Annotated in this window: 1 tRNA gene; it reads right to left on the reverse strand. The window is 44.6% G+C overall.

Going from position 1 to position 251, the window contains the following annotated elements:
• Positions 1-117 precede the first annotated feature (117 nt).
• Positions 118-194: transfer RNA gene (locus tag NE619_RS18365), tRNA-Ile, on the reverse strand.
• Between the last annotated feature and the right edge of the window lie 57 nt (positions 195-251).

Below are 251 nucleotides of genomic sequence, written 5' to 3' on the forward strand. Positions count from 1 at the left end.
GTTTAAATTTTGTATTCTTTCGAATACCTCGATTTCGCGTTGTAAATTTGTTTTTATTTACACTCTTTTCATTATTCAGTTTTCAAGGTACATGCCACTCTCTTTTCGAGAGTGCCCTGGTGGGCTTGGGAGGACTCGAACCTCCGACCTCACGCTTATCAGGCGTGCGCTCTAACCACCTGAGCTACAAGCCCAGATAAACTCATAGTGCAGAAACTTTCGTCTCCTTAGAAAGGAGGTGATCCAGCCGC

Origin of the sequence: Anaerovorax odorimutans (assembly GCF_024459955.1) — a bacterium.
Taxonomy (GTDB): domain Bacteria; phylum Bacillota; class Clostridia; order Peptostreptococcales; family Anaerovoracaceae; genus Hominibacterium; species Hominibacterium odorimutans_A.